This is a genomic window from Pseudodonghicola flavimaris (assembly GCF_030164425.1).
Classification (GTDB): domain Bacteria; phylum Pseudomonadota; class Alphaproteobacteria; order Rhodobacterales; family Rhodobacteraceae; genus Pseudodonghicola; species Pseudodonghicola flavimaris.
In genome coordinates, this window is record NZ_JASNJD010000003.1 from 351,174 (window position 1) to 374,378 (window position 23,205).

At 65.9% G+C, this 23,205-nt stretch carries 22 protein-coding genes and 1 pseudogene; 8 read left to right on the forward strand and 15 right to left on the reverse strand.

Annotated features, from left to right (window positions below; all coding sequences use genetic code 11):
* Nucleotides 1-176 precede the first annotated feature (176 nt).
* The 5 genes from QO033_RS06210 to QO033_RS06230 form a co-directional block, all read right to left on the reverse strand.
* The gene (locus tag QO033_RS06210; RefSeq protein WP_284480077.1) at nt 177-953 is read right to left on the reverse strand and encodes an SDR family oxidoreductase; all 777 of its coding nucleotides are present in this window, start codon (nt 951-953) and stop codon (nt 177-179) included.
* A 39-nt stretch (nt 954-992) separates the two neighbouring features.
* Complete coding sequence (locus QO033_RS06215) at nt 993-1,952, reverse strand: calcium/sodium antiporter (protein ID WP_284480078.1); 960 nt, start codon at nt 1,950-1,952, stop codon at nt 993-995.
* Nucleotides 1,949-2,140 (reverse strand): hypothetical protein, encoded by a 192-nt coding sequence (locus QO033_RS06220; protein ID WP_284480079.1) that lies wholly within the window; start codon nt 2,138-2,140, stop codon nt 1,949-1,951. Before QO033_RS06220 ends, QO033_RS06215 begins: the two co-directional genes overlap by 4 nt.
* Nucleotides 2,121-2,918, reverse strand: coding sequence for a S49 family peptidase (locus QO033_RS06225; RefSeq protein WP_284480080.1), 798 nt, complete (start codon nt 2,916-2,918; stop codon nt 2,121-2,123). The genes QO033_RS06220 and QO033_RS06225 overlap by 20 nt, the downstream gene beginning before the upstream one ends.
* 149 nt (nt 2,919-3,067) lie before the next feature.
* Nucleotides 3,068-3,604 carry a CoxG family protein gene (locus tag QO033_RS06230; protein WP_284480081.1) on the reverse strand — a complete coding sequence of 179 codons (537 nt, stop codon included), beginning with the start codon at nt 3,602-3,604 and terminating at the stop codon, nt 3,068-3,070.
* Between the two features lie 167 nt (nt 3,605-3,771).
* Here QO033_RS06230 and QO033_RS06235 point away from each other — a divergent pair, with 167 nt between their 5' ends.
* Nucleotides 3,772-4,752 carry a DMT family transporter gene (locus QO033_RS06235; protein ID WP_284480082.1) on the forward strand — a complete coding sequence of 327 codons (981 nt, stop codon included), beginning with the start codon at nt 3,772-3,774 and terminating at the stop codon, nt 4,750-4,752.
* 111 nt (nt 4,753-4,863) lie between these two features.
* Here the strand turns inward: QO033_RS06235 and QO033_RS06240 are convergent, their stop codons facing one another.
* The 6 genes from QO033_RS06240 to QO033_RS06265 form a co-directional block, all read right to left on the reverse strand.
* Nucleotides 4,864-5,670: an ATP-binding cassette domain-containing protein gene (locus QO033_RS06240; RefSeq protein ID WP_284480083.1), complete on the reverse strand. Its 807-nt coding sequence runs from the start codon at nt 5,668-5,670 to the stop codon at nt 4,864-4,866.
* Nucleotides 5,663-6,529, reverse strand: coding sequence for an ABC transporter ATP-binding protein (locus QO033_RS06245; protein WP_284480084.1), 867 nt, complete (start codon nt 6,527-6,529; stop codon nt 5,663-5,665). Before QO033_RS06245 ends, QO033_RS06240 begins: the two co-directional genes overlap by 8 nt.
* Nucleotides 6,526-7,377, reverse strand: a complete 852-nt coding sequence (locus tag QO033_RS06250) for an ABC transporter permease (protein ID WP_284480085.1) — start codon at nt 7,375-7,377, stop codon at nt 6,526-6,528. The genes QO033_RS06245 and QO033_RS06250 overlap by 4 nt, the downstream gene beginning before the upstream one ends.
* A complete protein-coding gene (locus QO033_RS06255) occupies nt 7,370-8,380 on the reverse strand; it encodes an ABC transporter permease (RefSeq protein ID WP_284480086.1) in 1,011 nt (336 codons plus the stop codon). The genes QO033_RS06250 and QO033_RS06255 overlap by 8 nt, the downstream gene beginning before the upstream one ends.
* A gap of 75 nt (nt 8,381-8,455) precedes the next feature.
* Nucleotides 8,456-9,991, reverse strand: coding sequence for an ABC transporter substrate-binding protein (locus QO033_RS06260; RefSeq protein WP_284480087.1), 1,536 nt, complete (start codon nt 9,989-9,991; stop codon nt 8,456-8,458).
* A 76-nt stretch (nt 9,992-10,067) separates the two neighbouring features.
* On the reverse strand, nt 10,068-11,639 hold the full coding sequence (locus tag QO033_RS06265; protein ID WP_284480088.1) for a phytoene desaturase family protein: 1,572 nt from the start codon (nt 11,637-11,639) through the stop codon (nt 10,068-10,070).
* 111 nt (nt 11,640-11,750) lie between these two features.
* Between QO033_RS06265 and QO033_RS06270 the strand changes: the two genes are divergently transcribed.
* The 5 genes from QO033_RS06270 (at nt 11,751) to QO033_RS06290 (ending at nt 18,361) form a co-directional block, all read left to right on the forward strand.
* Nucleotides 11,751-12,542: a cyclase family protein gene (locus QO033_RS06270; RefSeq protein WP_284480089.1), complete on the forward strand. Its 792-nt coding sequence runs from the start codon at nt 11,751-11,753 to the stop codon at nt 12,540-12,542.
* Nucleotides 12,543-12,545: 3 nt separating this feature from the next.
* Nucleotides 12,546-14,114 carry a phytoene desaturase family protein gene (locus QO033_RS06275; RefSeq protein ID WP_284480090.1) on the forward strand — a complete coding sequence of 523 codons (1,569 nt, stop codon included), beginning with the start codon at nt 12,546-12,548 and terminating at the stop codon, nt 14,112-14,114.
* Nucleotides 14,111-14,587, forward strand: a complete 477-nt coding sequence (locus QO033_RS06280) for a MarR family winged helix-turn-helix transcriptional regulator (protein WP_284480091.1) — start codon at nt 14,111-14,113, stop codon at nt 14,585-14,587. The genes QO033_RS06275 and QO033_RS06280 overlap by 4 nt, the downstream gene beginning before the upstream one ends.
* A 70-nt stretch (nt 14,588-14,657) precedes the next feature.
* Nucleotides 14,658-16,805, forward strand: coding sequence for an indolepyruvate ferredoxin oxidoreductase subunit alpha (locus QO033_RS06285; protein ID WP_284480092.1), 2,148 nt, complete (start codon nt 14,658-14,660; stop codon nt 16,803-16,805).
* On the forward strand, nt 16,805-18,361 hold the full coding sequence (locus QO033_RS06290) for an indolepyruvate oxidoreductase subunit beta family protein (protein ID WP_284480093.1): 1,557 nt from the start codon (nt 16,805-16,807) through the stop codon (nt 18,359-18,361). Before QO033_RS06285 ends, QO033_RS06290 begins: the two co-directional genes overlap by 1 nt.
* 198 nt (nt 18,362-18,559) lie before the next feature.
* On the opposite strand, the gene QO033_RS06295 is transcribed toward QO033_RS06290, so the two are convergent.
* Genes QO033_RS06295 through QO033_RS06305 form a run of 3 tightly spaced genes read right to left on the reverse strand, consistent with a single transcriptional unit; the run spans nt 18,560 to nt 21,105 of the window.
* Nucleotides 18,560-19,060: a flavin reductase family protein gene (locus tag QO033_RS06295; protein WP_284480094.1), complete on the reverse strand. Its 501-nt coding sequence runs from the start codon at nt 19,058-19,060 to the stop codon at nt 18,560-18,562.
* A gap of 1 nt (nt 19,061) precedes the next feature.
* The gene (locus tag QO033_RS06300; RefSeq protein ID WP_284480095.1) at nt 19,062-20,294 is read right to left on the reverse strand and encodes a styrene monooxygenase/indole monooxygenase family protein; all 1,233 of its coding nucleotides are present in this window, start codon (nt 20,292-20,294) and stop codon (nt 19,062-19,064) included.
* A gap of 34 nt (nt 20,295-20,328) precedes the next feature.
* Entirely contained in the window at nt 20,329-21,105 is a 777-nt protein-coding gene (locus tag QO033_RS06305) for an SDR family oxidoreductase (RefSeq protein ID WP_284480096.1), read from the reverse strand.
* Between the two features lie 181 nt (nt 21,106-21,286).
* On the opposite strand from QO033_RS06305, the gene QO033_RS06310 reads away from it, so the two are divergent.
* Nucleotides 21,287-22,270, forward strand: coding sequence for an AraC family transcriptional regulator (locus tag QO033_RS06310; RefSeq protein ID WP_284480097.1), 984 nt, complete (start codon nt 21,287-21,289; stop codon nt 22,268-22,270).
* Between the two features lie 2 nt (nt 22,271-22,272).
* On the opposite strand, the gene QO033_RS06315 is transcribed toward QO033_RS06310, so the two are convergent.
* A complete protein-coding gene (locus QO033_RS06315; protein ID WP_284480098.1) occupies nt 22,273-22,812 on the reverse strand; it encodes a winged helix DNA-binding protein in 540 nt (179 codons plus the stop codon).
* A 122-nt stretch (nt 22,813-22,934) separates the two neighbouring features.
* Here QO033_RS06315 and QO033_RS06320 point away from each other — a divergent pair.
* Nucleotides 22,935-23,205, forward strand: a pseudogene (locus QO033_RS06320) (hypothetical protein); the annotation flags it as partial.

Sequence of the window (23,205 nt, forward strand, 5' to 3'; positions counted from 1 at the left end):
AAATCTCCTTGAAACATTGGGGGTTCGTCAATTTGCCCGGTTTTTAGGCTAACAATTAACACATTGAAAATAAACAGAATTTTTTTATACCTCTGCCAAGCCAATGAAATCAAAGGCGTTTTTGTAACACGCCCGTGACACCCCCGTGAGAGGTGCACAACTTTTCCGGCTTGACCTTATTCGAGGCCCAGAACGTCCGGTGTGCGCCATCCCAGGTGCTGGCCGCCATCGACGCAGAGCAGCTGTCCGGTGACCGCCGGAGCATCGACGAAATAGAGCAGCGCCGCGGTGATATCGGCGGGATTCGCGCCCCGTTCCAGCACCGTATTGGCACGCTGTCTGGCGAAGTGATCGGCCGACTGGCGCGCGCCCTGCAGCGTCGGCCCCGGACCGATGGCATTGACCCGGACCGCCGGTGCCAGCGCCTGCGCCGTGGTCTGCGTCATCGCCCAGAGCCCCATCTTCGCGATGGTGTAGGTCATGAACGCCGGCGTCAGCTTGCGCACCCTCTGGTCGATCATGTTGACGATCAGCCCCTGCGCCACGGGTTCGCCGGCGGCGTCACGGCCCGGCTCCAGCCCCTGTGCCGCCATCGCCTGGGTCAGCACGAAGGGGGCGCGCAGATTGCTTTCCAGATGCCGGTCCCAGCTCTCCCGGGTGGCGCTGTGGACGCTGTCGTATTCGAAGATCGAGGCGTTGTTGATCAGACAGGTGATCGGCCCGCCCAGAGCCTCCGCCGCGCGCGGCAGGAGCGCCTGGGTCTGCGCCTCGTCCAGCAGGTCGGCCTGCAGCGTCACGGCGTTCTGCCCCAGCGCCCGGACCGCGCCCGCGGTCTCCTCGGCGCCGGTGGCGGAGCCGGCGAAATGCACCGCGACATCGAAACCGCGCCCGGCCAGTGCCTCGGCCATCGCCCGTCCCAGCCGCGCCCCGGCCCCGGTCACCAATGCCCGCATTCCATCCCCCTCGTTCGCGTCTCTAGACCGATGCCGGCCTCAGGCCAGCACCGACACCACATAGCCCGCGTAAAGCAGCGTCAGCACGATGCCCCAGCCCCGGGTGATATCGAACCGCAGGAACACGAAGGGGATCAGCAGCAGCGTCGCCCCCAGCATCACCCAGAGATCGAAGCGGAGGAACTCCGGATCGACCGGGATCGGCCCGAACAGCGTCGCCACCCCGATGATCGCCAGAAGGTTGAACATGTTCGACCCGATGACATTGCCCAGGGCCACATCCGCCTGTTTGCGCAGCGCCGCCATCACGGTGGTGGCCAGTTCCGGCAGCGACGTGCCCACCGCCACCAGCGTCAGCCCGATCACCGTATCGCTGACCCCATAGGTCCGCGCGATGACAGAGGCGTTTTCAACCAGAAGATTGGCGCCCAGCGGCAAGCCGATCAGTCCCAGCGCCAGATAGATGCCGATCCGCCAGTACGGCATGTTCGGATCGGCCTCTTCCAGCCCTTCGAGCATTTCCTCATCCGCGGCTTCGCAGCCTTCGCGGCGATGACGCAGCGCCTCGCGCATCTGGTCCCACAGCACCAGCGCCAGCGCCACCAGCAGGATGATCCCGGCCGGCAGGGTGAAGACCCCCATATAGGCCAGCGAGATGAACAGAAGCGTCGACAGCAGCATGAAGATATAGGTCTTGCGGCTGTCGCACTGGCTGGTGTGCATCGCTGCCATGATCGCCGGAATGCCCAGCACCATCAGGATATTGGCGGTGTTCGACCCCACCACATTGCCCAAGGCGATGCCCGGCGCATGTTCCAGAACCGCCTTGATCGAGATCAGCAGCTCCGGCGCTGAGGTGCCGAAGGCGACGATGGTCAGACTCACGATCAGCGCCGGGACCCCCAGACGCAGGCTCAGGTTCACCGCGCCCCGGACCAATGAATCGCCGGCCAGCAGCAGGATCACCAGCCCCAGCAGCGCAAGCAGCCATGCGATCATGAACGTCCCCTCTTTTCACAGTCGCAGGGCCCCTTGCCGATCCGGAAACGGCCGCAGCGCGGACAGCGCGCCGCATCCAGCCGCTTGGCGCCGGGAAAGCGCAGCTTTCCGAACATGGCCAGAACGGCCATCGCCACCAGAAACAGCAAGACGATCTTCAGAATCACGTCAGAGGCCAAAACGCGCATAGGCTGCGCGCTCCTCAATCCCCGCCAGCGCGTCCTGCGCCAGCTGCGCCCCGAAGCGCGACCACAGCGGCCGCCGCAGCCCGTAGCGTCGGAACTGCACCTTCTTGCCGAAGCGCTCCTGCATTTTCGGTTTCAGATGGCCGATCCCGTCGATCAGCCCCAGCTGCACCGCCCGCTGCGCCAGCCAGATCTCTCCGGTGAAAAGATCGGCGGCGCCATCCAGCTTGTCGCCCCGGCGGGCTTTGACATGGGCAATGAAATTCTGATGCAGATCGTCGAGCAGATGCTTCAGCCGTTCGACATCCTCGGGGTTCTCCGGGCGGAACGGGTCCAGCATCGATTTCGACGCCCCAGCGGTATAGACGCGCCGCTCCACCCCCTGGCGGGCGAGGAAGATATGCGCCCCGAAACCAGAGGAAATCACCCCGATCGAGCCCAGGATGGAGGAGGGATCGGCGCAGATTTCATCCGCGGCCGCGGCAATCCAGTAACCGCCCGACGCCGCCACATCCTCGACGAAGACATGCACCGGAACCCCGGTTTCCTCCGCCAGCCGGCGGATGCGCGCCGCGATCAGCGACGACTGCACCGGCGAGCCGCCGGGCGAATTCAGCTCGATCGCGACGGCGGCCGGCTTGCCCCGGCGAAACGCCTTTTCCAGCAGCGGCGCCAGCGTCGCATCGTTCAGGCTGTTACGCCCTCCAAGACCGATGGTGCCGGTCAGGCGCACCACCGAAACCAGCGGCGGGTTCTTGAGAAAAGGCAGACGCAGCTTCATGCGCCCGATGTAGAATGCCGTTTGCGGACAAACAAGGTGCGGGGCCCAGAGAAACGCCCGGAACCGAAATTTCCGCCCCCCGACGCCCGGGCGACAGGCCCTCTCCGGCCACTGACAGGCAATCCGGGCCGGTCAGGGCCGCGCCGGCGTCAGTCGCGACCGGTGATCCGTTTCAGCCAGCCTTTCTTCTCCTCGCCGGCCTCCCCGTCTTCGGCCGCCTCCGCGCCCTCTTCGGGCTCGGCCGGGCCTTCGATCTGCTCCTGCAGATTGACAAAGAACTGGTCGGCCATCTTCTTGGCGAACCCATCGATCAGACGGCTGCCCAGCTGCGCCAGCTTGCCGCCCACCTTGGCCTCGACATCATAGGCCAGAAGGGTGCCGCCGCTCTCGGTCGGGCTCAACGTCACCCTGGCGCCGCCCTTGGCGAAGCCGGCCGCGCCACCCTTGCCCTCGCCGGTGATGGTCAGCGCCTCGTTCTCGACCATGTCGGACATGCTGACCTGCCCCTTGAAAGTGGCTTTCACCGGCCCGACCTTCTGGGTCACCGTGGCGGTATAGCCCTCCTCCGGCGTGCCCTCGACTTCGGAGGCACCGGGCACGCAGGCCTTCAGCACCTCCGGGTCCAGAATGGCGGCATAGACGACGGCCGGGGCGGCCTGGATTTCACGTTCGTCGCTCAGCTGCATGATGCGGCCCTCCTCGATGACTGTACGTTTCTAGCCCAGAACCGGCCCCCGGGCCAAGATGCCGCAGCCCGGCCCGGCGCACGTTTCCCGCCCCGATCGCACCGCGACGGTCTTGCGCCCCGCCGCCAGCATGCTAGGCCGGATCCGGTGTCTTAACGAGGGATCCGATGTCCACTGCCGCGCTGCTCCGCTCTCCCGCCGGGATCCTGTTCATCCTGGTGGGCGTCTTGGGCATTTCCGTCAACGATGTGCTGATCAAGCTGCTTTCCGGCGGCTACCCCCTGCATCAGGTGGTGCTGACCCGGTCGCTGATCGGTCTGGTCTTCATCCTCTTCATGGTCCGGATCGAGGGTGGCTGGAGCATCCTCAAGACCCGCCAGCCCATCCTGCACGCCATGCGCGGCCTGTTGGTGGTCTTCTCCAACATGACCTATTTCGTCGCTCTTGCCGTCCTGCCGCTGGCCGATGCCACCGCGCTCTTCTTCGTCGCGCCGCTGTTCATCACCGCCCTGTCGATCCCGATCCTCGGCGAAAAGGTCGGGCCGCTCAGGATCGCCGCCGTCACCGCCGGTTTTGCCGGCGTGGTGATCATGCAGCGCCCCTGGGCCGACAGCGGCACATTGCAGGCCGACCGGCTGGTGATGCTGTTGCCAGTGCTCTCGGCCTTCGCCTATGCGCTGATGCAGATCATGACCCGCAAGCTCGGCGCCAGCACCAAGGCCTCGGCGCTGGCGGTCTACATTCAGATCATCTTCATCCTGGTCTCGCTCGGCTTCTTCGCCGTCGCCGGCGACGGCCGCTTCGCCGAAGGCAGCAGCGATCCCTCGGTGCAATTCCTGCTGCGCGCCTGGATCTGGCCCGACCCGGGCGATCTGTGGCTGCTGCTCGGCCTCGGCGCCGTCACCGCCGTCGCCGGCTATTGTCTCAGCCAGGCCTACCGGCTCACCGATGCCGCCACGGTGGCGCCCTTCGAATATGTCGGCCTGCCGCTCTCGGTACTCTGGGGCTGGCTGTTCTGGAGCGAGCTGCCCTCCTCTGAGGTCTGGATCGGCATCGCCCTGATCATGGGCTCCGGCCTCTTCGTCTTCCTGCGGGAGAAGCAGAAGGCCCGGCGCGTCGCCCGCGCCGGGGTCAAGCGGCGGTTCTGATCCCGCCGGGGAAGACCGCCATCCCACGTCTTTTCTGGCTGCAAATATCCTCGCCGAAGGCTGCGCCCCACCGGGGCGCAGCCGGACCTCGCAGAGGTTCGCGGTCCCGGCTCAGGCCCAGACCTGCTCCAGATCGGGCAGCGGGATCGCGTCCAGAAGCTCGCGGGTATACTCGGCCTCCGGCGCCTCGAACAGCGCCCGGGTGTCGCGGTATTCCACCACCTCGCCACGATAAAGCACCATGGTCCGCTGGCACAGCCGCCGGATCACCGACAGATCGTGGCTGATGAAGGCCAGCGTCAGCCCCAGTTCGCGCACCAGCTGCTCCAGCAGATTCAGCACTTGCGCCTGGCTGGAGACATCGAGGCCCGAGACGATCTCGTCAGCGAGGATGAAGTCGGGCTCGGTCGCGATCGCCCGGGCGATGCCGACCCGCTGGCGCTGCCCGCCCGACAACTCATGCGGATAGCGGCTGCGGAACCGCCGCGGCAGACCGACATGATCCAGCGCCTGATCGACCCGCGCCGACACCCGGTCGAAGCCCTGCAGCTTCAGCGGCCCGGCAATGATGCTGCCCACCGTCTGCCGCGGGTTGAGCGACGACATCGGGTCCTGAAAGATCATCTGGAACCGGCGCCGCATCGGCCGCAGCGCGGTTTCCTCCAGATGGGTGATATCCTGACCGTTGAAGCGGATGCTGCCGCTGTCGGGCTCAAGCAGGCGGATCATCGCCCGCCCCAGCGTCGATTTCCCCGACCCGGAACCGCCGACGATCCCCACCACATCGCCGCGCGCGATGCGCATATCGATACCCTTCAGGATCTCGATCCGGGGCGCCGCCCCGAACAGCGGCTTATGCGCCATGTCCGGGAACGACAGCCGCAGGTTTTCGATCTCGTAGATCACATCGTCAGACATGGCCGTGCATCCTGTCATGCGCCTCGATTTCCGCCTCCACCCCGGCGATCACCGCATCGGGCACCGGGGTCAGGCTGGCGTCGGGATCGGTGTATTTCGGCGTCGCCGCCAGAAGCGCCGCGGAATAGGGATGGCCGGGGCGGGCAAAGAACTGCTCAACCCGGGTGTCCTCCAGCACCATGCCGCCGAAGAGGACGGTCAGCGACTGGCAGACCTTCGACACCACGCCGAGATCGTGGGTGACGAACAGCAGCGCGGTGCCATGGCGGGCCTGCATCTGCCGGATCAGCCGCAGGATCTGCTTCTGCACCGTCACGTCGAGCGCGGTGGTCGGCTCGTCGGCGATGATCAGTTTCGGCTCCGCCGCGAAGGCCGAGGCGATCAGGATCCGCTGCCGCATGCCGCCCGACAGCTCATGCGGATAGGCCCGCATCACCCGCTCGGGATCGGGGATCGACACTTCATCCAGCAACTCCGCGGCCCGGTGGCCGGCGTCGGCCCGGGTCCAGCCAAGGATATCGACCAGCCGGTTGGTGATCTGCGGCCCGACCCGGCGCGACGGGTTCAGCGCAGTCAGCGGATCTTGCGGGATCAGCGCCGCCTTGGCGCCGATCACCCGGCGCCGGTCGCGCGGCTTCAGCGCCTGCAGATCCTCGCCATCCAGCACGATGCGACCGGATTCGATCTCCACCGCCGTAGGCAGGGTGCCCAGCACCGCCTTGCCGATCATGCTCTTGCCGGCGCCGCTTTCGCCGACCAGACCGCGCACTTCGCCGGCCTCGACCGACAGCGACACATCGCGCAGGATCGGCGCGGTGCCGACCCGGGCGTTCAGGTTTTCAATGGTCAGAAAGCTCATCTCAGCACCGGATCGAAGCGGTCCTTCAGCCCTTCGCCAAGCTGGCTCAGGCTCAGGACGGTGAGAAACAGGGCGATCAGGGGGAACACCAGCACCCACCAGGCCTGATGGATCGACAGGCGGCCCTCGGCGATCATGCTGCCCCAGGTCGGATCGTCGGTGGAGATCGACAGGTTGACGAAGCTCAGGATCGCCTCGACGATCACCGCGATCCCCATTTCCAGCGTCAGCAGCACCACGATGGTCGGCATCACGTTGGGCAGGATCTCGGTCAACATGATCGAGAACCGCTTGCGCCCCGACACCTGCGCCGAAGCCACATAGTCCATCGCACCCTGGCTCATCGCCTCGGCCCGGATCACCCGGGCGAAGCGGGTCCAGTCGATCACCACCACCGCGATGATGATAGAGCCGAGCCCCGTGCCCATCACCGCGATCAGCAGGATCGAGAACAGGACCGGCGGAAAGGCCATCCAGATATCGACGAGGCGCGAGATCACCACATCGGGCCAGCCGCGGAAATAGCCCGCGATCAGCCCCAGGACCGAGCCGATCACACAGGTGAGGATGCCGGCGATCAGCGCCACGCTCAGCGCCACCCGGGCGCCGTACATGATCCGGCTCAGCACATCGCGGCCCAGGCTGTCGGTGCCCAGCGGGAAATTCGGATCCGCACCGCTGGCCCAGAACGGCGGCAGCCGCGCGGCGAAGAGATCCTGCATCAGCGGATCCTGCGGCGCCAGCAGCGGCGCGAACAGCGCCACCAGCACCAGCAGAACCAGCCAGCCGGCCGACAGCCACAGCCGAGCCCCGGCCCGGCGTTTCACAAGTCCACGAGCATCAGCCATTGCGCAACCTCGGGTTCAGGGCGGCATAGGTCAGATCGACGACCAGGTTCACCGCCGTAAAGATCAGGGCGAAGAGGATCACGATCCCCTGGATCAGCGGCAGATCGCGGTTGATCACCGCGTCGATCGCCATGTTGCCGAGCCCTTCGTAGGAAAACAGCCGCTCGATGATCACGGTGCCACCGATCAGGAAGGTGAACTGCACCCCGATCAGCGTCAGCGTCGGCAGCACCGCATTGGGCAGCGCCTCGCGGGTGATGACATGGTTTTCGTCATAGCCCTTGGTGCGCGCCAGGGTGACATAGTCCAGATGCATGGTCTCTTTCAGCGACTGTTTCAGCAGCTGCGCGATGATCGCGGCCAGCGGGATCGCCAGCGCCAGCGACGGCATGAACATATGCGAGACCAGATCGGCCCAGATGTCGAAGCGTAGCCGCAGCACGCTTTCGAACAGGTAGAAATTCGTGCTGAACGGCAGGTCGATCGACGGTGAGATGCGGCCGGAGATATGGAAGATCGGCCAGAGCACCCCGAAGAGCAGGATCAGCACCAGACCCCAGAGGAAATCCGGCACCGAAAGCGCCACGCCATTGGTGACATCGATGGTGCCCTCGACCTTGGTGCCGCGCTTGCGGGTGCCGGTCAGCGCCAGTGCGCCGCCGATGATCATCGCGATCACCAGCGCCATGATCGACAGCTCGATGGTGGCGGGCAGCCGCGACAGCACCAGGCTCAGCACCGGTTGGCGGGTGGTGATCGAGGTTCCGAAATCGCCGTGCAGCACGCCGCCCAGCCAGATCAGGAATTGTTCGGGAATGGTCTTGTCGAGACCGTAAAGCGCCTTGAGTCGTGCGATGTCGTCGTCGGTCGCGCCGGGGGGCAGCATCATCGCCACCGGGTTGCCCGGCACCACGCGAATGACGAAGAACACGATGACGGCCACGCCGAACAGCGTGATCGCCGTCGTCAGCAATCGCAGCAGGATGCGTCTGATCAGTGTCATGGGGTCTTTGTCCGAAAGCCCGAAGGGCGAGAGCCGTGCCCGCCCTCCGGGGGATGTCGTCAGATCGCCGCGGCCTCAGCCACGGGTCATCAGCGCCGGCAGCAGCGCGCCGGAGGCATGCGGCGTCACCTTGACGCCCGACGCGAAGACGATCGGCTGTTCGTATTGCAGCAGCGGCAGCACCAGCGCGTTTTCCGCGATATAACGGTCGACCTTCTTCCAGCCGTCGATGCGCTTGGCCTCGTCCTTCTCGCCCCAGAGCGGGTTGATCATGTCGATCAGGTCCTGCCCGTCCCAGACCGAGTGGGGCGAGGGGCCGTACATGGCAAAGCCGGTCGAGGTGGTCGGATCGCCGACCGAGTTGCCCCAGTTGTAGAAGGCCGCCGGCGCCAGCTGGTCGGCGGCGCGCAGCTCGTAATGCTTGGCGATCTCATAGACCTCGATGGTGGCCTCGATCCCGACCCGGCGCCACAGGCCGACGATGGCCTGCACCATCTCGTAATCCTTGGGTTTGAAACCGCGGGTGGTCTGGATGGTGAATTTCACCGGGTTGTCGGTGGAATAGCCCGATTTCGCCAGCAGCGCCTTGGCCCCCTCGGGGTCGTAGGGCGTCTTGATGGTGGGATCGTAGGCGTCGTATTCCGGTGTCTCCAGCGTGTCGATCGGCACGCCGTAGCCCGACAGCAGCCGATCGACGATGGCCTGCTTATCCACCGCCATGACAGCCGCCTTACGCACGTTCGGATCGGTCATCACGTCGATATCGTTGAAGAAGATCATGCCGATATCGGAAATCGGCGCGGTGACGCCGTTCAGCTTGCCGGCCTTGAGGCGGTCGAATTCCTCGTAGGGAATTTCCAGCGTGACGTGAGAGTTGCCCGATTCCACCTCGGCCACGCGGGCGGCGGCATCGGTGACGAACTTGATGGTGACAGTCTTGAACTCCGGCGCGCCGCCCCAGTAATTCTCGTTCGCCTTCAGCCGGACATAGGCGTTGCGCTCGTATTTCTCGACCATATAGGGGCCGGTGCCGATCGGCGCCGCCTCGAACCCGTCGGGGCCGACCTTCTCGTAATAGGCCTTGGGCAGCACATAGCCGGTCAGGAAGTACATCCACTTGAAGATCGTCGGGTCGAACTGCTTGACGTCTGCGATCACCCGGTTGCCTTCGACCCGGTGGTTTTCCAGCGTGCCCCAGACGAACTGGATCGGGCTGCCGGTGGCCGGATCGGCGACCCGCGCCAGGCTCCAGGCGACATCCTCGGCGGTGAAGGGCGAACCGTCATGCCAGGTGACGCCTTCGCGCACATCCATCCAGACCTGGCTGTAATCCTCGTTCCAGCCCCAGTCCGTCAGCAGGCCCGGCGCCGGTTTCAGGTCGGGTTTCTGCAGGATGTATTGATCGAACACCGATTGGTAGAGGCCCTGGATCGTCGGGTTCACCGCCGAGGCGCCCACGGTCGGATCCCAGCTGGGCAGGTTGACGTTATAGGCAACGATCAGCTCGTCGATCTCCTGAGCCGCCACCATCGAAGCAAAGCTGCCGGTCGCCGCGAAGGTGACGGTGGCCGCCGACGCCTTGAGCAGGCCGCGTCTGGAAAGTTTGGTCATGTGAGATAGTCCCCTGTTGGTTTTCTTTGCGTCGTTGTTTCGTCGTTATTGCGTCCGGGGTCCTGCGCCCGGCCGGTCATTTCCCGGCCAGCATCTGCCCCAGCTGATAGCCCGGCCCCACCCCGGTGCTGGCCCCCGGCCAGACCGCGGCGCCGGTGTGGTAGAGCCCGCGGATCGGAGTGCTGCCATCGGCGAAGCCGCGCGCCGGGCGGAACATGAAATGCTGGCTCAGGTGGTGGCTGCCGCAGACCTGATCGCCACCGACCAGATTGGGATTGTCGGCCTCCAGATCTGCCGGGCTGACGATCCGCCGGGCGATGATCCGGTCACGAATACCCGGCGCGTAGCGGTCGAGGATGTCGAAGGCGCGCTCGGCGAAGGGGTCCGCCGCCTCTGCCCAGTCGGTGGCCGTGATCTCGCCTTTGGCATCGCCCCGGATCTCGCCCGGCGCCATGCGCACCTGCATCCACAGCACATGCTTTCCCTCGGGCGCACGACTGGGATCGATGGCGGTAGGCTGTCCGGCGACGATGATCGGCTCGTCCGGCAGGAGCCCGGCCATCGCCTGCGCATAGGTCCGCGCCATCTGGTCCAGCGACGGCGCCACATGCACATAGGCGAAATCGCGCAACTCCGGCCCTGCCGCCCAGTCCGGCAGATCCGACAGCGCCAGATGGATCATCATGGTGCCGGGCGCATGGCGGAACTTGCGCATCGCGGTGTCGTAGCGGTCGTCGCCCGATCCGCCGATCAGTTTCAGCATACCCCGCGGCGCCACATTGGCGATCACCGCGCGCCGGGCCGTATACGTCTCGCCGCCGGCGACGACGCCGGTGGCCTTGCCGCCCGCATGCAGGATACGTTCCACCGGCCGGCCGCAAAGGATCTCGCCGCCCCGGGCACGGATCGCGGCGCATTGCGCATCGATCACCCCGCCGGCACCGCCCTTGCCCAGCGCCATGCCAAAGGTCTGGTTGGCCATCGCCTCGAGATAGGGAAACATCGCGCCACCGGCGATATCGGGAGCGAAATCGATATGCATGCCCCAGGCCCCGAGCAGCGCCTGCAGCTTGGGCGACTCGAAGGTTTCCTCCAGCCAGGCGCGCGGGGTGGAGGCCAGGAACCGGGCGAAATCCAAGCTGCCGCCCGCCCCCTTCTTGCGCAGCGCCTTCCAGATTATAGATGCTACTGCACGTATTTTCATCCGCGAGCCGAGCAGCGCGAAAAGATGCTCCGCCTCGACCATGAACCCCTCCGAGAGCCGATCCCAGGCCTCGGCGTCAGCAGTTGAGAGGGTGGCGATCCGCGCCCGGTTCGCCGCCGCATCCTGCCCCACGCCCAGCCAGGTGCCGTCCGGGAACACGCTGGCAAAACAGTTACTTGCAGGTGCAAATTCCAGACCATTGGCCATCAATTCGGCGCCATGCTCCTTAAAATAAGGAGAGCCGGCGAAATTCGACAGGTTCATCGCGGCCCAGTCATGGGCGAACCCCTCGGCCGTATAGGCCCCGGTGCGCACGGCACCGCCGGGCACATCCGCCTGCTCAAGCACGATCACCGACCAGCCGTTGCTGACCAGATGATGCGCGCAGACCAGCGAATTGATCCCCGCGCCTATTACAATGGCGTCTGCGGTTTTCTGTCCCAAATGAAGCCCCCTGTTCTCGCCAAGATATTTGCAAAAGCATTTATTCCTGTCTAGCATTGAATCACATCTGGGGGCTTCGGAAAGACCCCCCGCCAAATAAGGGAGCAAAAGATGAGCGCATCGAACGTGCTGGGCGAACTGGGGGGAATGATCGCCTCTGGAGGCATCGAAGTGGTGGATTGCAGCGGCCTGCTGGGGCCGAACACCCCGCTGCTGAAACTGCCCGAGGATCTCGCCAAGAACACCCCGAAGGTCGTGATCCACAAGATCAGCAACTATGATAACGACGGCCCCTTCTGGGCCTGGAACTGGCTGGAGCTGGGCGAGCATTCGGGCACCCACTTCGATGCGCCGCACCACTGGATCACCGGCAAGGACAATCCCGAGGGTTATACCGACACGCTCGACGTCCAGCGTCTGATCGCACCGGTCAACGTGCTCGATTTCTCCAAGGAGTCGGCCGCCGACCCGGACTTCCTGCTGACCATCGACCATGTGAAGGCCTGGGAAGCCGAACACGGTGAGATCAAGGCCGGCGAATGGGTCGTTATGCGCTCCGACTGGGATCAATATGCCGATGACGAGGAGAAATACCTCAACGCCAACGAAACCGGCCCGCATACCCCCGGACCGACCGCCGAGGTGATCCAGTATCTGATCGACAAGGGCATCGTTGGCTGGGGCACCCAATGCGTCGGCACCGATGCCGGTCTGGCCGGCGAGATGGACCCGCCGTTCCCGGCGCACAACCTGCTGCACGCCAACAACCGCTTCGGCCTGGCCTCGCTCGCCAATCTCGACAAGCTGCCGGCCAAGGGGGCGATCCTGATCGTCGCGCCGCTGAAGATCGAGAACGGCACCGGCTCGCCGATCCGCGCCCTCGCGCTGAAACCGAAGGCGTAATTCGTGCAGAAGGTCGATCACGTCATCATTGGGACCGGCATCAACGCGCTGGTCGCCGGGGCTTTGCTGTCGCGCAAGGGCAAACGGGTTCTGATGCTGGAACGCGAATCCCATGTCGGCGGCTGCATGATAACCACCGAGGCCACCGTGCCGGGATTCCGTCATGACGTGATGGCCGCCACCTTCGTGCTGTTCATCACCTCGCCGGCCTACGCAGAGCTGGCCGGCGATCTGGCGCAGCACGGGCTGGACTTCTGCCACACGCCGCATCCCACCGCGGTTCTACGCCCCGACGGGCGCGCCACGGTGTTCACCACCGATCGCGCCGCCAACGTGGCCGCCTTCAACGCGCTGGCCCCCGGAGACGGGGACCAGCATGCCCGCGACGTCGGCCGGATCGAGACCGACGCCGGGTTTCTCTTCGCGCTGCTGGGCGGCGATCTGTGGTCCGCCAAGACCGCCCGGCTGCTGGCCGGCCAGGCCTGGAAACGCGGGCTGAACGGGCTGAAGGCCTGGATCGGCGAGGCGCTGGTGCCGGCCCGCGGCTGGCTGGAAACCAGCTATGACAGCGACGACATCCGGGCGCTCTGGGCGCCCTGGGTGCTGCATTGCGGGCTGACGCCCGAATCCACCTATTCCGGCGAGATGGCCAAGGTCGTCGCCTTCGCGCTGGAGGCCGCCGGCGCCCCCATCGTCAAAGGCGGCACCGCGCGGGCGGCAGAGGCCTTCCGCAGCCTGATCGAAGCCAACGGCGGCGAGATCCGCACCGGCACCGATGTCGACCGCATCCTGGTCGAGGGCGGCCGCGCCACCGGGGTCGAGACCGCCAACGGCGACCGGATCGCCGCCGATCACGTTCTGGCCTCGGTCACGCCGGGGCAGCTTTATGGCCGGCTGCTGCGCGATCACACCAGCGCCGAAGACAGCCAGACCGCGCGCAGGTTCCGCCACGGCCGCGGCGACTTCCAGCTGCATTTCGCGCTCGATCGCCATCCCGAATGGCTGACCGACGGGCTCGACGACGTGGCGCTGATCCACCTCTCGGACGGCATCGACGCGGTGTCGAAATCCAGCAACGAGGCCGAGCGTGGCATGCTGCCGGCCACCCCGACGATCTGCGTCGGCCAGCCGCACCGGCTGGATCCCGGCCGCTGCCCGGAGGGCAAGGCGATCCTCTGGCTGCAAATCCCCGATGCGCCCCGGGTGATCAAGGGGGACGCCAAGGGCGAAATCGAGACCAGTGGCCAGTGGGACGAGGCCACGCGGGAAGCCTTCGCCGACCGGCTGGAGGCGATCCTCGCCACCCATATCCATGATTTCGACAAGATCAAGCTGGCGCGTCGCGCCTATTCCCCCGCCGATCTGGAAGCACTGAATATGAACCTGGTGGGCGGCGATCCCTATGGCGGGCTCTGCACCATCGACCAGTTCTTCGTCTTCCGCCCCTTCGCCGGGTCGCGCAACGGCGCCACGCCGGTCAAGGGGCTGACCCAGATCGGCGCCTCGACCCACCCGGGGCCGGGCATGGGCGGCGGCTCCGGCTATAATGCCGCCAAAAGGCTTGGCGCATGATCGGAGAGACCGCGGCATCGGAGGCGCTTCAGGCCCGCCGGCTGGGCGAGATCGGGCTGGACAATTTCCCGCCCTATCTGATGAACCGGATCATGGGCCGCTATAACGGCCGGCTGCGCGGCCAGATGGCGAGCCTCGGGTTCACCACCGCGAAGATGCGCAGCCTGTCGGTGCTGACGCTGATCGACGGCATCCTGATCCGCGACCTGTCCAGCTATGCGGTGGTGGAGCAATCGACCCTCAGCCGTACGCTGGATTCGCTGGCCGCCGACGGCCTGGTGACCCGCGAACCCGACAAGGACGACAGCCGCGCCACCCGCGTCTATGTCACCGACGAGGGGCGCGATGCCTTCGAGCGGCTCTGGCCCAGCATGTCGGACAGTTACCAGCAGATGTTCGACGGCATCCCCGATGCCGAGCGGCAGGCCTTCGTGGCGACGCTGCACAAGATTTTGACCAACGTGAAGTTCTGAACCGGAGGCGCGGCGCGCCGCTCCGGGCCGGCATCCGCCAGCGACGACGCGAGCAAAGAAAGGAAACGAAATGGCTGAACGGTCATTTGCAAGGGAAGTGCAGGATCTGCGGCTGGGCAAGGGCGAGACCTTTACCGGCGAAGGCATTCTGGCGATCACCAAAGCGCTCCTTGAAAACGGTGTCGGATATGTCGGCGGCTATCAGGGCGCGCCGATCTCGCACCTGATGGACGTGCTCGCCGATGCGGAGGAGCTGCTGGGCGAACTCGGCGTGCGGTTCGAGGCCAACGCCTCGGAAGCCGCCGCCGCCGCCATGCTGGCGGCCTCGGTCCATTACCCCATTCGCGGTGCAGTCACCTTCAAGGCGCCGGTGGGGGTCAACGTCGCCTCCGACGCGCTGGCCAACCTCGCCTCCTCCGGCGTCAACGGCGGCGCGCTGATCATCATCGGCGAGGATTACGGCGAAGGCTCCTCGATCATGCAGGAGCGCAGCCATCCGTTTGCGATGAAATCGCAGATCTGGCTTCTGGACCCGCGACCCAGCCTGCCCTCCATCGTCAAGGCGGTGGGCGACGGGTTCGAGCTGAGCGAGGCGTCGAACACGCCGGTGATGCTGACTGTGCGGATCCGCGCCTGCCATGTCACCGGCAGCTTCGAATGCCGCGACAACAAGCGGCCGAAGATGACGGTCAAACAGGCGCTGGCCGAGCCCAGGAAGGATTTCAACCGGGTGGTGCTGCCGCCGGCCTCCTTCGTGCATGAACACGACAAGATCGACAACCGCTGGCCCGCGGCCGAGAAATACATCGTCGAGAACGGGCTGAACGAATTCTTCGGCCCCGACAGCTCGAAGATCGGCCTGATCTGCCAGGGCGGCATGTACAACGGCGTGATCCGGGCGCTGCAGCGGCTGGGGCTGGCCGATATCTACGGCAATTCGCAAATCCCGATCTACTGCCTGAACGTCACCTATCCGCTGGTGGATTCCGAGTTCACCGACTTCGTCAAGGACAAGGACGGCGTGCTGGTGATCGAGGAAGGCCAGCCCGAGTTCATCGAACAGGCCTTTGCCACCTTCGTGCTGCGCAACGGGCTGAAGGTGCGGCTGCATGGCAAGGACATGCTGCCGATGGCCGGCGAATACACCGGCCAGGTGATGCTGGACGGGATCACCGGCTTTCTCAAGGAACACGCCCCCGACCTGCTGCCGGGACAGATGCGCGCGCCCAACAAGCCGGCGCCGGCGATCCCGGATCTGTCCAAGACCGTGCCGACCCGGCCGCCGGGGTTCTGCACCGGCTGCCCGGAACGGCCGATCTTCGCTGCGATGAAGCTGGTGCAGGAGGAACTGGGCGAACATCAGATCACCGGCGATATCGGCTGCCACCTCTTCGCCTGCCTGCCGCCGTTCGAGGTCGGCGGCTCGACCATGGGATATGGCCTCGGCCCCGCCTCCAACGCGGCCTTCGACGGCGGCGGCGACAAGCGGGCGATCTCCATCGTCGGCGACGGCGGCTTCTGGCACAACGGGCTGTCGTCCTCGATCGGCAACATGGTGTTCAACAAGTCCGACAGCGTGGCGGTAATCGTCGACAACTATTACTCGGCGGCCACCGGTGGACAGGACATCCTGTCGTCGCGCGCCAACAACGCCACCAAGTCGACGCAGAACCCGATCACCGATGCGGTGAAGGGCGTCGGCGTCAAATGGGTGCGCCAGATCGACCGCACCTATGACGTGCCGAAGATGCGCGAGATCCTGCATGAGGCGCTGACCACCGAGGAGACCGGACCGAAGGTTATCGTCGCCTCCTCCGAATGCATGCTGAACCGGCAGCGGCGCGAAAAGCCGATTCGCAACAAGGCGATCAAGGACGGTCTCAGGGTCGAGGTGCCGCGGTTCGGTGTCGATGAGGATATCTGCACCGGCGATCATGCCTGTATCCGCCTGTCCGGCTGCCCGTCGCTGTCGCTGAAGACACTGGACGACCCGCTGCGCGACGATCCCATCGCCCATATCGACCAGTCCTGCGTCGGCTGCGGCAACTGCGGCGAGGTGGCCGATGCCGCCGTCCTCTGCCCCAGCTTCTACCGCGCCGACGTGATCCACAACGCCACCTGGTACGAAAAGCTGTGGCAGGGCGTCACCGCCGGCACGATCCGCTGGCTGCAAAGCCGCCGCGCCGCCAAGCGCCTCGAATTCCCGGAGACCGTCTGATGACCATCCAGCAAGCTCTGGCACCGCGCCAGCCCGATGAGAAACTGACCACCATCATCAAGCTCGCCATCATGGCCGTCGGCGGCCAGGGCGGTGGCGTGCTGACCAACTGGATCGAGGCGACCGCGCGGTCGCAGGGCTATGCCTGTCAGGCGACCTCGGTCGCCGGCGTCGCGCAGCGCACCGGCGCCACGATCTATTACGTCGAAATGGCACCGATGGGCGATGGCGTGGCGCCAGTCTTCTCGCTGGCGCCCTCCGCCGGCGATGTCGATGTGCTGATCGCTGCCGAGATGATGGAGGCCGGCCGCGCCATCCTGCGCGGCTTTGTCACCCCCGACCGCACCACCCTGATCGCCTCGACCCACCGGGCGCTGGCGGTGTCGGAGAAGATGGTGCCCGGCGACGGCATCGCCAGTTCCGACGAGGTGCGCGCCGCCGCCGAGGTCGCCGCCGACAAGCTGATCATGTTCGACATGGACAGCCTGGCGATCCAGAACGGGTCGGTCATTTCCTCCTCGCTCTTCGGGGCGCTGGCGGGCTCGGGGGCCCTGCCCTTCCCGCGGGAGGCCTTCGAGGCCGCGATCCGCGCCTCCGGCAAGGGGGTGGAGGCGTCGCTCCGCGCCTTCTCCGCCGCCTATGACCGGGCGCAGAACGCCGCCGTCGATCCCGCGCAGGCGGACCAGGCGAAACCGGCCGCCGCCGCCCTCGCCCCCGAAGGCCCCGCCGCGCTGATGCGGGACTGGCAGGCGCTGACCGATCGCGTCCTGGCCCTGCCCGCCCCGGCGCAGGAGATGGCGCTGCACGGGCTGCGCAAGGTGGTGAAGTTCCAGGATGTCGCCTATGGCGCCGAATACATGGACCGGCTGGAAGAGATCGCCGCGCTGGACGATGCGGCGCACGGTTTCGTCCTGACGGCGGAGGCGGCGAAATACATCGCCAACGCCATGGCCTATGACGATGTGATCCGGGTCGCCGACCTGAAGACCCGCGGCGCCCGGTTCGACCGGATCAAGGCGCATATGGGCTCGGGCGACCGCCCCGTGGCGCTGACCGAGTTCATGCACCCCCGCGCCGAGGAGATCGCCGGCATGATGCCTGCCGCCATGGGCGCCCGCTGGGAGGCGAACCCCAAGGCGATGGCGCGGCTGGATCGCTGGTTCAACAAGGGCCGCCGCTTGCGCACCCACAAGCTGGGAAATTTCCTGATGCTCTATGTGCTGGGCGGCCTGCGCGGCTATCGCCGCCGGACCCTGCGCCACAAATACGAACAGGAGCATCTGGCCCGCTGGCTCGACACCGTGAAGGGCGCCGTGGCCGGGCATTACGCCTTTGCGGTCGAACTGATCCGTTGCCGCCGGCTGATCAAGGGTTATTCCGACACCCATGCGCGCGGGCTGTCGAAATTCGACAAGGTGATGCAGGCCGCCGAGCTGGTTCGGGCGCGCGAGGATGGCGCCGACTGGGTCGCCCGCCTGCGCGAGGCGGCGTTGCAGGACGAGAAGGGCGCGGCGCTGGATGGCGCCATCCTGACCGTGCGCAGTTTCGCCGGCTGACCGGACGCGGATCGACCGCTCAGGGAATACCGGCGTTTCCACCTCGCGCCGGTATATGCGAGAAAGCCCGTCAATTACGGCGGGCTTTCTTTTGCGCAGACGGCCCGGACAGGCTCGCCTCGCCCCGGTTTCACCGCAAACAAAACGCCCGGCGCATACATGCACCGGGCGTCTTCGGGGACCCGACGGGACAGGCCCTTAATCGTCCTTCGGCGCCAGTGCCCGGAAGGCGGAACGCTCATAAAGCAGCGCCTCCCCCTCGCCGAAGCGCGCCTCGCGGATCTGGCCGATATAGACCATGTGACTGCCCGCCTCGATCTGCTCCGACACCTCGCAGGAGAGGCTGAGGAGCGCATCGGCCAGATAGGGCAGCCCCTGGTCGTCGTCGCGCCAGTTGCCGGCGGCGAACTTCTCCTCTCCGGTCACCCCGCCGGCACCGGCGAAGCGCAGCGCCAGATCGCCGGCCTCCTGCCCCAGCAGGTTGACGGCGAAACGTCCGGTCTGGCCGACGCTGGCGCAGGTGCCGGTCTTGCGGTTCAGGCAGACCAGCAGGCTCGGCGGCTCCGCCGTCACCGAACAGACCGCGGTGGCGGTGATACCGCGCCGCTCCGCGCCGTCCCGGGTGGTGATCACCGTGACCACCCCGGGAAACCGGCTCATCGCGTCGCGGAAGATATCGGCCGAAATCCCCATGCCCATCTCAGGCCGCCTTCAGATCCTGCAGATAGGCCGCCGCCGCCTCCGGCTCGGCGAACCAGGGGAAGAAGTCGCGCGGATCGTCGAAACCGTTGGCGATCCGATGCGCCAGTTCCGGCACTGCGCAGGCGGTCCCCATGATCTCCAGCACGAAATCGGGCGGCGGCATCAGCATCATGTTGGTCCATTTGACCACCCATTGCGCATAGGCCCAATAGGCATCGAAAGTGCCCTGCATCCAGGCCGCATCAAAGGGCTGGTCGCCATGATCGAGGATCCGGGTCAGATAGGCCGCCGCCGCCTTGCCGGCATTGTTCGACCCCTGGCCGGTGATCGGATCGTTCAGGCAGACCGCATCGCCCAGCCCCAGCACCTGCCGGCCCGAGGGCAGCGTGGCGACGGGTTTGCGCACCGTCGGCGGGAACCGCCCTGCCAGCCGGCCGTTGTCATCGGTCAGTTCGATGGCGCCGCAGCGCTCGGCCTCCCAGGGCAGGAAGGTATCAAGGATGGATTTCGAGACCTCCAGATGCTGGTCCGGGCTGGTGACATCCTTCCAGCAATCCATCGGGCCGCCGGGAATCCCCTCGAAGACCATGATCTCACAGGGGCCCGTGGTGGTCAGCGCCGGGAAGACGAAATATTCGCCCACGCCGGGGATCAGGTTGAAACAGACCGCCGAATGGTCCGGGCGCGGGGTCATGCCCGTGACATAGGTCAGCGCCAATGCCCGCTGCGGCCTGTCGAAGGGGGATCTTTCCGCGTCGCGGGCGAACAGCGCACCGATCTCCCCCTTGCCGGAGGCGACGATGACCAGATCGTCCTCGGCGGCATAGGCCTCAAGCTCGGCGATGCCGGCCTCGGCGATCACCAGCTCGCCGCCCAGCCGGGTGAATTCCGCCAGCCAGCGCGGCATCTTCACCCGCTGGTCGACCGAGAAGGCGTCGCGGTCGAGCCGCCCGACCCAGTCGATCGCCTTGGCGCCCTTCTGCTCGGGGTGCGGCACGGTAAAGCTGATCCCCTGCACCGGCGGGCAGACATCGGACCAGAAGTCGATCCCCAGATCGCGCTCATGCTGGATCGAGGCGCCGAACATGCACTGGCTGGACAGCACCCGCCCGGCTGCGATTTCCTCGGCAGTGCGGTTCTGCACCACGCGGACCTGATGGCCGGCCTTCAGCAGACCGATCCCCAGCTGCAGACCCGACTGGCCGCCGCCGACAATTGTGAATTTTCTCATTTTTCTCATCCCTGTTGGTGGTTGCGGGTCCGGATCATTCCATCAGCAGCGGAATGGCCGGTTTCGCCTGTTCCGGCCCCATCGCGGTATAGCCGCCGTCGACGCGGATATCGGTGCCGGTGATGAAGCTCGCCTCGTCCGACAGCAGGAACAGGATGGCATTGGCCACCTCCTCCGGATCGCCGGTGCGGCCCAGCAGGTGGAAGGGCGCGGCGACCTTGTCGGTCTTGGCACGGTCGCCCCCCGACAGCTCATCCATGATGTTCGACCAGGTCCAGCCCGGCGACACCGCGTTCACCCGGATGCCCTCGGGCGCCAGATCCATCGCCTGATTGCGGGTCAGTTGCAGGATCGCTGCCTTGGAGACGGGGTAAAGCCAGCGCCCGGTCTGCGCCACCCGGGCCGAGATCGACCCGAAGTTGACGATGGCGCCCTTGTTCTTCGCCAGCTCCGCCCGCGCCGCCTGCATCAGCATGACCGAACCGACGATATTGACGTCGAGCGCATCCAGCCATTCCGCCCGTGTCGAATCCGCCCCGTTGTCCAGATAGGTGCAGGCGACATTGACCAGAAAGTCGATCCGGCCGAAGGCCTCCACGGTCGCGGCGACCAGCGCTGCGATCTGATCGTCCTGGCGGATGTCGGTTTCCTTGAAGACCACCCCATCGGCTTCCAGCGGCCTGCCGTTGGCGACATCGATATCCGCCGCCATCACCCGCACGCCGGCGGCGCGCAACGACCGCACCACCGCCTGGCCGATCTTGGTCGAGGCCCCGGGAACGATGGCAACCTTGCCGTCCAGTCCCTTCATTTTCGAACTCCCTGTCAGTTGTTTTACAATTAAAACAAACTCTGCCGCCGGGCCGGGCAGGCCGCTATCCGCATCGCGCAGGGCCTGTCCGGATCGCGAATTTTTTTGACCGGCGGCTTTTCGCCCTGCTAGGCTTGTCGAAATTTCTGCTTGGCCCCGATGCGCGTGGAGAGGTGGCAGAATGCATCAAAGACCCCCCCTGGCAGCCCATGAGCTGTTTCAGAGCCGGGATCTGGACGAAACCCGCGAACGGGTCGCCCAGGTCTTCTGCCCCCACCGTCTCGAGACGCTGGGCCGCGCCCCCATTGCCGCCCGGCACAATCACATCCGCGGCGAACGGCTGTCACTGAACTACATGGAATACGGCGCCCGCACCCGGATCGACCCCGGCGAACTGCAAAGCTTCTATCTGCTGCAGATCCCGCTCTCCGGTGCGGCGCGGATCGAGAACGGGCGCGACAGCTATGTCTCCGATGCCGGCGCCGCGGCGGTGCTGAACCCGCACCGCCCCACCTCCATGCTGTGGGAGGCCGGAGTGCGGCAGCTGCTGGTGCAGATCGACCGCGCGGCGCTGCAGCGGCTGCTGGCCGATCTGCTGGGCGGGCCGGTGCCGGAGCCGCTGAAATTCACCGGCGCGCTGCCGCTCACCCGGGGCACCGGAGCGATGCTGCGTCAGCTGGTGCTGCATCTGGTCGAGGAAATCGACGCCGGCCGCTCCGGCTTCGGCCAGGCCGGGCTGATGAACCGGCAGATCGAAAGCACCATCATGACCGGGCTGATCGAGGCGCTGGAGAACAATTACTCAGCCCTGCTGGGCCGCCCGGTCAGCGCAGCCGCCCCGCGCAAGCTGCGACTGGCCGAAGAGTATATCGAGGCGCATCTGGATCAGCCGCTGACGCTGGAGGAGATCGCCCGCGCCGCCGGCACCACCCCGCGCAGCCTGCAGATGGCCTTTCGCGATTTCCGCGGGACAACGCCGCTGAACTTCCTGCGGGACCGCCGGCTGGATCTGGTGCATCGCGACCTGATGACCGCACCCCCCGGCGCCACCGTGACCGATATCGCCACAGCCCGCGGCTTCGGTCATCTGGGACGGTTTTCGCAGGCCTACCGGACGCGTTTCGGCGCCAGCCCCAGCGATACGCTGCGCGGCCGGCTCCACTAGGTTCAGCGCGGCAGCGTCGCCGCCATCCGCGCAGCTTCCTCATAGATGCCGGTCAGCATGTTCAGCACCCGCGTCGCCTCGGCCAGCTGGTCGTTCAGCCCCGGCACGCTGTGGATCCGCTCGATCAGCAGCTTGCGGCGCAGGGCGCCGTATTGGTCGGTCACCCGCCGCCCCTCCGTCGTCGCCTGATAGGTCACGCCGCTGCGCCCGGAACCGAGTTTCTCGATCAGACCGGCGGCGGCGAGCTTGCGCAGCGAATACTGGATATTGGGGATGTCGTCGCGATTGCTGAGCCGGGCCAGTTCCTTGATCGACTTCGGCCGGTCGTTCATCCGGATCATGTGCAGCATCGCATTCTCCGGCCCGCTGGCCGCCACATCGCTGACCGAGGCCAGGCATTCCGACTGCCAGTGCCCGAACCCCTCGAACGCCCGCATCAGCGCGAATTCCAGTTCGGTGGTCTTGGTCTCGGCCTGATTCTCCGACAGGTGCCAGCGGAAGTCCAGATTGGGGTCGTCCCCGTCATTTTTCGGTGCGCTCACGGCAGGTCTCCTTCGCATCGCGATCATGCGGAGAGGGTTCGGAGGCTGCAACTCGATTTTTAAATAGACTTTCTATTAGAAATTACAGATCATTTTTGCACCCAACAGAGAGAGAGACAAAAATGACCACGAACCTGATGATGAAGAAGGAGGGCTTCAAGCTCGGTACCTTCTCCTCCAACTGCTCCTCCGGCATGACGGTGACCAAGGCACCGGAGCGCTGGCAGAACAGCTGGGACAACAACCTCAAGCTCGGCAAGATGCTGGACGAGGGTAGTGTCCCGGGAGATGGTGTAGGAACTGGCGTCCACCTGCTTCTTCATAGCTGGTGCTGCTCGTTCACTGCGCGGCGATCATCGTCGCCGCGCCGGTATCGTTGCACACGGCCGTCAG

Bases quoted from the DNA above. Each gene is read 5' to 3' on its own strand.
- QO033_RS06210 (WP_284480077.1), bottom strand. From the start codon at position 953: ATGCGGGCATTGGTGACCGGGGCCGGGGCGCGGCTGGGACGGGCGATG.
- QO033_RS06215 (WP_284480078.1), bottom strand. From the start codon at position 1,952: ATGATCGCATGGCTGCTTGCGCTGCTGGGGCTGGTGATCCTGCTGCTG.
- QO033_RS06220 (WP_284480079.1), bottom strand. From the start codon at position 2,140: ATGCGCGTTTTGGCCTCTGACGTGATTCTGAAGATCGTCTTGCTGTTT.
- QO033_RS06225 (WP_284480080.1), bottom strand. From the start codon at position 2,918: ATGAAGCTGCGTCTGCCTTTTCTCAAGAACCCGCCGCTGGTTTCGGTG.
- QO033_RS06230 (WP_284480081.1), bottom strand. From the start codon at position 3,604: ATGCAGCTGAGCGACGAACGTGAAATCCAGGCCGCCCCGGCCGTCGTC.
- QO033_RS06235 (WP_284480082.1), top strand. From the start codon at position 3,772: ATGTCCACTGCCGCGCTGCTCCGCTCTCCCGCCGGGATCCTGTTCATC.
- QO033_RS06240 (WP_284480083.1), bottom strand. From the start codon at position 5,670: ATGTCTGACGATGTGATCTACGAGATCGAAAACCTGCGGCTGTCGTTC.
- QO033_RS06245 (WP_284480084.1), bottom strand. From the start codon at position 6,529: ATGAGCTTTCTGACCATTGAAAACCTGAACGCCCGGGTCGGCACCGCG.
- QO033_RS06250 (WP_284480085.1), bottom strand. From the start codon at position 7,377: ATGGCTGATGCTCGTGGACTTGTGAAACGCCGGGCCGGGGCTCGGCTG.
- QO033_RS06255 (WP_284480086.1), bottom strand. From the start codon at position 8,380: ATGACACTGATCAGACGCATCCTGCTGCGATTGCTGACGACGGCGATC.
- QO033_RS06260 (WP_284480087.1), bottom strand. From the start codon at position 9,991: ATGACCAAACTTTCCAGACGCGGCCTGCTCAAGGCGTCGGCGGCCACC.
- QO033_RS06270 (WP_284480089.1), top strand. From the start codon at position 11,751: ATGAGCGCATCGAACGTGCTGGGCGAACTGGGGGGAATGATCGCCTCT.
- QO033_RS06280 (WP_284480091.1), top strand. From the start codon at position 14,111: ATGATCGGAGAGACCGCGGCATCGGAGGCGCTTCAGGCCCGCCGGCTG.
- QO033_RS06285 (WP_284480092.1), top strand. From the start codon at position 14,658: ATGGCTGAACGGTCATTTGCAAGGGAAGTGCAGGATCTGCGGCTGGGC.
- QO033_RS06290 (WP_284480093.1), top strand. From the start codon at position 16,805: ATGACCATCCAGCAAGCTCTGGCACCGCGCCAGCCCGATGAGAAACTG.
- QO033_RS06295 (WP_284480094.1), bottom strand. From the start codon at position 19,060: ATGGGCATGGGGATTTCGGCCGATATCTTCCGCGACGCGATGAGCCGG.
- QO033_RS06300 (WP_284480095.1), bottom strand. From the start codon at position 20,294: ATGAGAAAATTCACAATTGTCGGCGGCGGCCAGTCGGGTCTGCAGCTG.
- QO033_RS06305 (WP_284480096.1), bottom strand. From the start codon at position 21,105: ATGAAGGGACTGGACGGCAAGGTTGCCATCGTTCCCGGGGCCTCGACC.
- QO033_RS06310 (WP_284480097.1), top strand. From the start codon at position 21,287: ATGCATCAAAGACCCCCCCTGGCAGCCCATGAGCTGTTTCAGAGCCGG.